We start from the raw sequence: 8,240 nt of genomic DNA on the forward strand, positions 1-8,240 counted from the left end.
GGATCCAGGCCGCCTCGGCCGCGATCCCGGGGCCGAGGCGGCCTGGATCCCGGGCCCGGGCGAGGCCGGCGCCGCGGTGCTGCCGCTCGCCCGCGCCCGGCAGCTGCGCGGGGAGGGCGAGCGCCCGGTCGCCCTGCGGCCGGATGGCGGCCTCGTCCTGCGGCTCGCCGGCTGCCCGGACTGGGCGTTGCCCGACCGGCCGGACTTCGACGAGGACCCGTTCCGGGCCGCCCCCGTCCGCGCCGTGCCCTGGCGCCTCGCCTATCAGGCGCTGACCTGGCTCCTCGCCCTCGCCGAAGTGGCCCCGGGCCGGGCGCTCGGCCTCGCCCAGGCCTGGTCGCGGGCCAATCCCTGGGGCCAGCCGGCGGACCCCCTGAGCCTGCATCCGGGCGCGCTGCTGGCCCGGGCCGAGGTGTGGATCGGTCTCCTCGCCCTGCCGGGGGCCGGGGCGGCGGCGCCGGTCCTCACCGGCGAGGCGGTGCGCCACGGCTTCGCGCTCGCCGAAATGGTCGGGCAGAACACCTTCGGGCGCAGCCTGCACCAGTTCCAGGCGGCGGCCGCCCTGCTGGCGGTCGCCCGGGCGCTGCCGCGCCTGCCGCTCGCCGGCCACTGGGAGGCGCTCGCCCGCGAGAGCCTGCGCGACGGGGTGCCGGCCCTTTTGCCCGAGGACGGGCGCTTCCCCGAATCCTCGCTCCACCGCCGCCTCGACCTCGTCACCCTCGGCCACGCCCTGCGGGACGCCCTCGGGCCGGCCGCACCCGGCCCGCTCGTCGCCGCCCGCACCGAGGCGGCGCTGGCGGACCTCGCCGGGCTCCTCGACCCCGCTGGCCGGCTGCCGCCCTTCGGCGAGGTGTTTTCGGGAGCCGACGAGGCCTCCTGGATCGCCCGGCTGCGCGGCACCGGCGGGCTGGTGGCGCAGCGCCCGGCCGCCGCCGGACCCGCCACCGCCTCGACGATGCTCCTGCCCGACACGCTCTCGGCCCGCCACGAGGCCGCCGGCCGGGGCTGGTCGCACTTCGCCTGCACCTTCGCCGAGACCTCGCCCCAGGGCCACGCCGATTGCGGCTCCTACGTCTACGCCGCCGGATCGACCCGCTGGATCGTCGAGGCCGGCGGCTCCGAGCAGGTCGAGGCGGGAGCCTCGCGCCACTACCTGCTCTCGGCCCGCGCCCACAACGTCGTCGCGGTCGAGGGGCGCGAGCCGGTGGCCGGGTACGGCCTCCACCGCGGCAGCCTCGCCCTGCCGGGGGCGACCGCCCACGCGATCGAGACCACCGTCCACGGGCCGGGCTACCGCCACCTGCGGGTCTTCGTCCTGCCGCACGACCTGTCGGGCCTCGCGGTGATCGACCGCGTCACCGCCCTCGACGGCGGCGGCCTGACGATCCGGGCCTTCGCGCATCTCGCACCCGAGACGCTCGTCGCCGTCGAGGGACCGCGCCGGGTGCAGGCCCGCCAGGCCGGCCGGCGTCTCGGCCTGGTGCCGTTCGCCATCGCGGGCCGGGTGGCGGGGCTCGAGGCGGTGATCGCCCGCGGCGACCGGCCCGGCACGATGCAAGGCTTCGTCGTCGGCCAGCCCGGGACCCTCGCCCCCGCCTGCACCCTGGCCTACGCGGTGACGAGCCGCGGCACGGCCTGCGGCGGCCTGCTGATGGCGGTCGACGGCCCGGCCGAGGATTCGCTCGCCCGCATCCTGGCGCGGGACGAGCTGACGCGGTTCCTGATGCAGGCCTGAGGCCCCGGGCCCGGGCCACGCACGGTTGCGGGCGCCGCTTCATCCGCGGAAATATTTCCTTGTCCATGCGGGAACACCCGGCGGGGTATGCCAGTCGTCCCGGCGACGCTGGGTCATGCCGGGCGCGGGGGGAGGGGAGCGGCACCCCGGCCCCTGGCCCGCGCAGGCGGTCCGGCCCCCCTCTCGCCCGAGCCAATTCCCGATGCACGACCCGGACGCGCGGCCCTACCAGCCCATCGAGGCCTACGGGCTCGTCAGCAACTGCCACGGTTGCGCCCTCGTCGCCCGCGACGGCTCGATCGACTGGGCATGCCTCGAGCGCTTCGATGCGGCCCCGGTCTTCTCGCGCCTCCTCGATCGCAAGCGCGGCGGCTTCTTCGCGCTCTCCCCCGACATCCCGTTCGAGAGCGCCCGGCTCTACCTGCCCGGCACCAACATCCTGGAGACCACCTTCACCTGCGCCACGGGGGCGGCGACCGTCCACGACCTGATGCTGGCCCCCGAGACGGGGCGGACGCTGCCCTGCCTCGTGCGCCTCGTCTCCGGCGTCTCCGGCCGCGTGCCGATGCGGATGGTCTACCGGCCGCTCGCCGGCTTCGCCGAGCGCTTTCCGACGCTGGCACCGGTCTGGAACGGCGCCGGGGCGGAGGGCCTGCCGGACCTGATCACCGACCTGCCGCTCGCGATCGAGGGGTCCGACGCGGTGGCCCTGTTCACGATCGAGCACGGGGACGAGCAGGCCTTCGCGCTCTATCCCGGCGGCGCGGGCGACGTCGAGACGCTGCGCCCCCGCGCCCTGATGGAGACGGCGCGCCGGGCCTGGGCCGGCTGGTCGGCGGGTGCCGCCTATGACGGGCCGCTCAGCGACCAGCTCCTGCGCAGCGCGCTCACCCTCAAGGCCCTGACCTACGCGCCCTCCGGCGCCATCGTGGCGGCGGCCACCACATCGCTGCCCGAGGAGATCGGCGGCATCCGCAACTGGGACTACCGGTTCTGCTGGATCCGCGACGCCTGCCTGTCCTTCTACGTGCTCAAGAAGTTCGGCATGGTGGCGGAGGCCGAAGCGTTCTTCCGCTTCGTCGGCACGCTTGCCGAGCGCGACGAGGGCGGCCTGAAGCCGCTCTACGCCATCGCCGGGGAGACCGACCTCGCCGAGCACGAGGCCTCCCATTTCGAGGGCTGGCGCGGCAGCGCCCCGGTCCGCTACGGCAACGAGGCGGCCGAGCAGCACCAGAGCGACGCCTACGGCCAGGTGCTCGACCTCCTCCACCTCTACCGCAGCCTCGGCGGCACGATTCCCGAGGCGATGGAGCGCCAGGCGATCCGGCTCGCCGACTTCGCCGCTGCCCACTGGCACGAGACGGATGCCGGCCTGTGGGAGCCGAGGAAGCCCGAGGAGCACTACCTGCACGCCGCGATCATGAACTGGGTCGCGGTCGACCGCGCCATCCGGCTCTTCGGCGAACGGCCGCACTGGCGCGAGGCGCGGGACGCGATCGTCGCGCGGGTCAACGGCGAGGGGGTGCATCCCCGCGACGGCTACTACCCGCAATATATCGGCGCCGACGATCCCGACGCCGCGCTCCTGATCGCCCCGATGGTCGGCTTCCCGGTCGACGAGGCGGTCTTTTCCCGCACGGTCGAGGTGGTGATCGACCGCCTCGGCCACGGCCCGCTGGTCTACCGCTACCGCAACGACGACGGGCTGCCGGGCCACGAGGGCACCTTCCTGATCTGCGCCTTCTGGCTCGTCGACGCGCTGGCCTGGCTCGGCCGGACCGAGGAGGCGCAGACCCGCTTCGACGCCCTGCGGGCGCTCCAGAACGACCTCGGCCTCTACGCCGAGGAGGTGGCGGAGGACCGCACCTTCCTCGGCAACTTCCCGCAGGCCTTCAGCCACCTCGCCTTCATCCACAGCGCCCTCGTCCTCGACCTCGCCGCCCAGGGCGGCCGCGCGGCGGTGGCCGGCACCTACGCCGACCGCACCCTGCGCGAGACCCGCTGGCGCCGGGTGCCGTGGATCGTGCCGCCGGAGGGGGAAGGGGAGGGGCCGGACCAGCCCGCCCGGACGACGCCACCGCCCACGGTCGACGCGGCGGTCGACATCGCGGAGGGCGCGCGGCGACGGGCACAGGGTCCAGAATCTGACACCTGACCTTGATCACGAAATCGCGCGCCAAGTCGTTCCTCCGACGAATGGCGCCGCGATTAACCCGATCTTGAAGGTCAGCCCGGCATGTCTTGATCATTCGTCGACGAACGACATCGGGACTCGTCATGGGAAAGCGGCGCGGTCTCGCCGGCCTGCTCGTCGTCCTCGGCCTCGCCCTGCCGGCATCGGCGCGGGCGGAGGACAAGCCGCTCACCTGGTCGGTCTACGACGCGCCGCCCTTCACGATCATCGAGGGCGAGAACCGCGGTCGCGGCGTGTTCGACCAGATCCGTCGGCTCCTGGCCGCGCGCCTGACCGACTACGCCGTCACGAGCGTGACGGTCCCGTTCCCGCGCATCGTCGCCTCGCTCAAGCAGGGCGAGGAATGGTGCTTCGTCGGCGGGGTGAAGACGCCCGAGCGCGAAGCCTTCGCGGCGTTCTCGCGGCCGGTGGCGATGTTCTATCCCCTGCGCATCGTCGTCCGCGCCGAGGACCGCGCCCGCTTCGAGGCCCTCGGGCCGCTCTCCCTGAAAAATCTGCTGACGGCGCACCGCTCCTTGCGCACCAGCGTGCTGCGCGACCGCGCCATCGCCCCGACGGTGGACGGACTTTTCCGGCAATTCCCGCCGGGCCAGACCTACGCCCATTTCGTCGAGGCCTACCGCATGCTGCAGAGCGACCGGCTCGACTACCTCGTCGATTTCTCCAGCATCGCGGCCTACAATGCCCGCCAGATCGCCGAGCCGGGGGCCTTCGTGGGCCTGCCCTTCGCCGAGAGCCCGGAGCCGGTCTTCTCCCGGGTGATGTGTCCGGCCACGCCCTGGGGCCGGGAGGTGGTGGCCCGCATCGACGCCGTGCTGGCGACCGAGCGGCCGAGCCCGGACTACCGGCGGATCGTCGAGGCCTGGACGGCGGAGGAGGACCTGCCGCGCATCCGCGCCGTCTACGACGCCTTCCTGGCGAGCGAGTGAGCCGACCTTGCGGCACCGGCCGGATTGTCTACAACGCCACGCCGGCTCCGCCCCCGCATCCGCCGGCACTCATCAACCCCATCACGGAATCCATCATGGTGAAACGGTGCGGCTTCGCCGGTCTGGTGGTGGCGCTCGCCCTGACCGGGCCGGTGCGGGCCGAGGGCAAGCAGATCACCTGGTCGGTGTTCGGCGCGGCGCCCTACACGATCGTCGACGGCGAGAACCGCGACAACGGCATCTCCGACAGGATCCGCCGTCTCCTGACCAGCCGGCTGACCGATTACAGCCACTTCACCCTGATCGTGCCGTTCCCGCGCGTCCTGGCCTCGCTCAAGAGCGGCGAGGAATGGTGCTTCGTCGGCGGGGTGAAGACGCCCGAGCGCGAGAGCTTCGCGGCGTTCTCGCGGCCGGTGGCGATGTTCTATCCCCTGCGCATCGTCGTCCGCGCCGAGGACCGCGCCCGCTTCGAGGCCCTCGGGCCGCTCTCGCTGAAAAACCTGCTGACGGAGCACCGCTCCTTGCGCACCAGCGTGCTGCGCGACCGTGCCATCGCCCCGGCGGCCGACGCGCTGTTTCGCCAATATCCGCCGGGGCAGACCTATTCCGAGTTCGGCGAGGCGTTCAGGATGCTGCTGAACGGCCGGCTCGACTACCTCGTCGAGTTCTCCAGCATCGCGGCCTACCACGCCCGGGCTCTCGGGGCGCCGGATGCCTTCGTGGGCCTGCCCTTCGCGGAGGAGAACCGGCAACCGGTCTTTCCCCGGGTGATGTGCGCCGGCACGCCCTGGGGACGCGAGGTGGTGGCACGCATCGACGCGGTGCTGGCCGAGGAGCGGGCGAGCCCGGCCTACCGGGGCATCGTCGAGGCCTGGACGGCGGAAGTGGACCTGCCGCGCATCCGCGCCGTCTACGACGACTTCCTGGCCAGCGACTGATCCCGTCTCCGGACGAGCCCTTCCGCCGATTCGGTCGGCGCAGGCGCGGCGGCGTCGCCGCCTCCACGTCCCCGAGCATGGCACGCCGTCACGCCGCCAGCGCCGTCTCCTGCACGGCGAAGGGCTCGACCCAGACCTGGCGGCCGGCGAGGTCGTGCACGCTCACCCGCCATCCGGCCCCGTCATCGCCCGGACCGAGGCTGGCCAACGCCGCCGCGGCGACCTGACGGGCGCGGCGACCCAGGGCAGCCGGGCCGTGAACGAGGCTGCCCTCGGAGTCCAGGATGCATTCCGAGCCGTTGGTGCAGTGGAAGCGGTAGCGCGTCATGCCGTGCCTCTCTCGTTGCCCGCTCATCTGTGACCGTTAATGTTCACTATATGTTCCAATAACGCCAGTCGCCAAGGGGCATGACGCGGTGTCGCAGGACTATGCCGCGAAGCCCGGGGGACGGGGCTTCGCTCGAATCGTGGCCGGCGACCGCTCGCCGCCGCCGCGAAATCCTGCCAGATTCGTCGTCATCGCAAAGTCACCGCATCGCGCGCGATGATCCGGCGGGAGGCGCTGTTGTCCGCTCTGTTCGACCCCATCCTGAACTGGCGGCTCCTGCCGGGCTCGCACCCCTTTCCGGGGCCGGATGGCGGCACCTGCATCAACGAGGCGGCGCTCGTGGCCGCGGGGCTGCCCTACCGGGCGATCCGTTCCTCGGCGGATTGCCCGCCCTGCTTCTCGGTCCCGCTCGCGGCCTACGCGCTCGGTCTCAACGACGCGATGCCGGATGACGAGCGGCCGCGGCTCATGGTCTTCGTGCTGCGACTCGCCGGGTCGGCGGACGACGCGGCAATCGAGGACGCGCGCACCGCCCATCTGGTTCTGGAGGGCGTGCGCCGCCTGCTGCCGCCGGTGCTGGAGCGGGCGGGGCTGAGGCCCCACGCCGCCGCCTGCCGGTCCGCCGACGACCTGGGACGGGCCGTGACGGTCGCCCGCCACGCCGCCTGGGCGGCGGGCTCGCTGGCCGAGGCGGCGGGCCGCGAGGGCGCATGGGCACGCGGCGCGACGGCGGCCGCCGCCGCCCGTGCCGCCCGGTCCGCCACGGAGATCGACGCGCGCACGGCCGCCGATGCGGCGGAGGCGGCCGCGCTGTTCTGGCCCGGCGCCTGGGCCGAGGCGGTGGCGATCCTCGACGAAGCCGCACGCATCGGCCGGCAGGCGCCGGCGCTCGGTCTGGACGACGCGGCGATCCGCCTCGAGGCTGCGAAGGCGGCGCGGCATGGGCAGGCCCACGCTCCGGTATGACGCCGGGAAAAGTCCTGCCTTCGATAGGATACGAACCGGTACGGGCGTCGGGCTGGCTCTCGGATTTGGGCGCCCGACCGCGGCCGACCCGGCTCACGGCCGGCCGCACACCTTCCGTAGCGCCCAGGGGATGAAACCCGTTGCCGCGCCTGCGCTCGGCCGTCACTCTCCAGGGATCGCCGCGAGGCCGGCAGTACACCAGGCAATTCCAAGAGGCCCTGCGGCGCGGGAGGACACGCGCCATGAGCGAGACGATCGCCCTGTTCGGGGCCGGGGGGAAGATGGGCGGGCGGCTGGCCCGCAACCTGGTGAAGTCCGAGTTCCGAATCGCCCCCGTCGAGGTCGGCGAGGCCGGGCGCCAGCGGCTCAAGACCGAGCTCGGCCTCGATTGCGTCGAGGCGGACATCGCCCTCGACGGAGCCGACGTGGTGGTGCTCGCCGTGCCCGACACCCTGATCGGCCGCGTCTCCCACGCCATCGCGCCGAAGCTGAAGCCCGGCACGATGGTGGTGATTCTCGATGCGGCCGCGCCCTTCGCCGGCCACCTGCCCGAACGGCCGGACCCGACCTACTTCGTCACCCATCCGTGCCATCCGCCGATCTTCAACAACGAGAGTCGGCGGCCGGGATTCTCGCCGCATCGGCATATCGATCTGGATGCGGACGGCGCGTCGAACAGCTGTCCCGGACAGCGATGAGCGGGGATCGCATCACGGGCCCGTATGCGGACCAGGGCGCGAATGCGGGCGATCGGGCTCGTTCATGGGGGGAACGGGTACCCAACAACGAAAAACCCCGCCGGCGCGACGCCGAGCGGGGTTTTTCGTGTGGTGTTTGGTTGCGGGGACAGGATTTGAACCTGTGACCTTCAGGTTATGAGCCTGACGAGCTACCGGGCTGCTCCACCCCGCGCCAAGGCGCGATCTGCATCGTGAGTGAGGGATTGTAACGTGCTTGGCAGGTCTGGCGGTGACCGACTCTCCCGTGTCTTGAGACACAGTACCATAGGCGCTGGGGCGGTTAACGGCCGAGTTCGAGATGGGATCGGGTTCTGATCACCCCGCTCTGACCACCAGACCGGCCAAGCACGTTCGTTCGGCAAGCATGTCTTTCGCAGGCTGCAGCCTGTGGCTGCTCCGCGCGTCTTCAT

The 8,240-nt window shown here is 72.8% G+C and carries 6 protein-coding genes, 1 tRNA gene, 1 rRNA gene and 1 pseudogene; 6 read left to right on the forward strand and 3 right to left on the reverse strand.

Annotated features, from left to right (window positions below):
- The 4 genes from QR78_RS22525 to QR78_RS22540 all read left to right on the forward strand — a co-directional run.
- The coding region (locus QR78_RS22525; RefSeq protein WP_048429822.1) for a heparinase II/III domain-containing protein at nucleotides 1-1,735 on the forward strand (1,735 nt) is incomplete at its 5' end.
- A gap of 202 nt (nucleotides 1,736-1,937) precedes the next feature.
- On the forward strand, nucleotides 1,938-3,890 hold the full coding sequence (locus QR78_RS22530) for a glycoside hydrolase family 15 protein (RefSeq protein ID WP_082171915.1): 1,953 nt from the start codon (nucleotides 1,938-1,940) through the stop codon (nucleotides 3,888-3,890).
- A 122-nt stretch (nucleotides 3,891-4,012) separates the two neighbouring features.
- A complete protein-coding gene (locus QR78_RS22535; RefSeq protein WP_053221046.1) occupies nucleotides 4,013-4,858 on the forward strand; it encodes a TIGR02285 family protein in 846 nt (281 codons plus the stop codon).
- A gap of 95 nt (nucleotides 4,859-4,953) precedes the next feature.
- Nucleotides 4,954-5,796, forward strand: a complete 843-nt coding sequence (locus tag QR78_RS22540) for a transporter substrate-binding domain-containing protein (protein WP_053221047.1) — start codon at nucleotides 4,954-4,956, stop codon at nucleotides 5,794-5,796.
- Nucleotides 5,797-5,884: 88 nt separating this feature from the next.
- Here QR78_RS22540 and QR78_RS22545 read toward each other — a convergent pair whose 3' ends face one another.
- Entirely contained in the window at nucleotides 5,885-6,124 is a 240-nt protein-coding gene (locus QR78_RS22545; protein ID WP_048429823.1) for a DUF6894 family protein, read from the reverse strand.
- A 237-nt stretch (nucleotides 6,125-6,361) separates the two neighbouring features.
- Here QR78_RS22545 and QR78_RS22550 point away from each other — a divergent pair, with 237 nt between their 5' ends.
- Together QR78_RS22550 and QR78_RS22555 are read left to right on the forward strand one after the other, a co-directional pair.
- The gene (locus QR78_RS22550) at nucleotides 6,362-7,090 is read left to right on the forward strand and encodes a hypothetical protein (RefSeq protein ID WP_089504212.1); all 729 of its coding nucleotides are present in this window, start codon (nucleotides 6,362-6,364) and stop codon (nucleotides 7,088-7,090) included.
- A 242-nt stretch (nucleotides 7,091-7,332) separates the two neighbouring features.
- Nucleotides 7,333-7,707 (forward strand): annotated as a pseudogene (locus QR78_RS22555) (NAD(P)-binding domain-containing protein); the annotation flags it as partial.
- A gap of 218 nt (nucleotides 7,708-7,925) precedes the next feature.
- Here QR78_RS22555 and QR78_RS22560 read toward each other — a convergent pair.
- Both QR78_RS22560 and rrf read right to left on the reverse strand, forming a co-directional pair.
- A tRNA-Met gene (locus QR78_RS22560) sits at nucleotides 7,926-8,002 on the reverse strand.
- Between the two features lie 49 nt (nucleotides 8,003-8,051).
- A 5S ribosomal RNA gene (rrf, locus tag QR78_RS22565) occupies nucleotides 8,052-8,167 on the reverse strand.
- Nucleotides 8,168-8,240: the final 73 nt, after the last annotated feature.

It is taken from the genome of Methylobacterium indicum (genome assembly GCF_001043895.1).
GTDB classification, from domain to species: Bacteria; Pseudomonadota; Alphaproteobacteria; order Rhizobiales; family Beijerinckiaceae; genus Methylobacterium; species Methylobacterium indicum.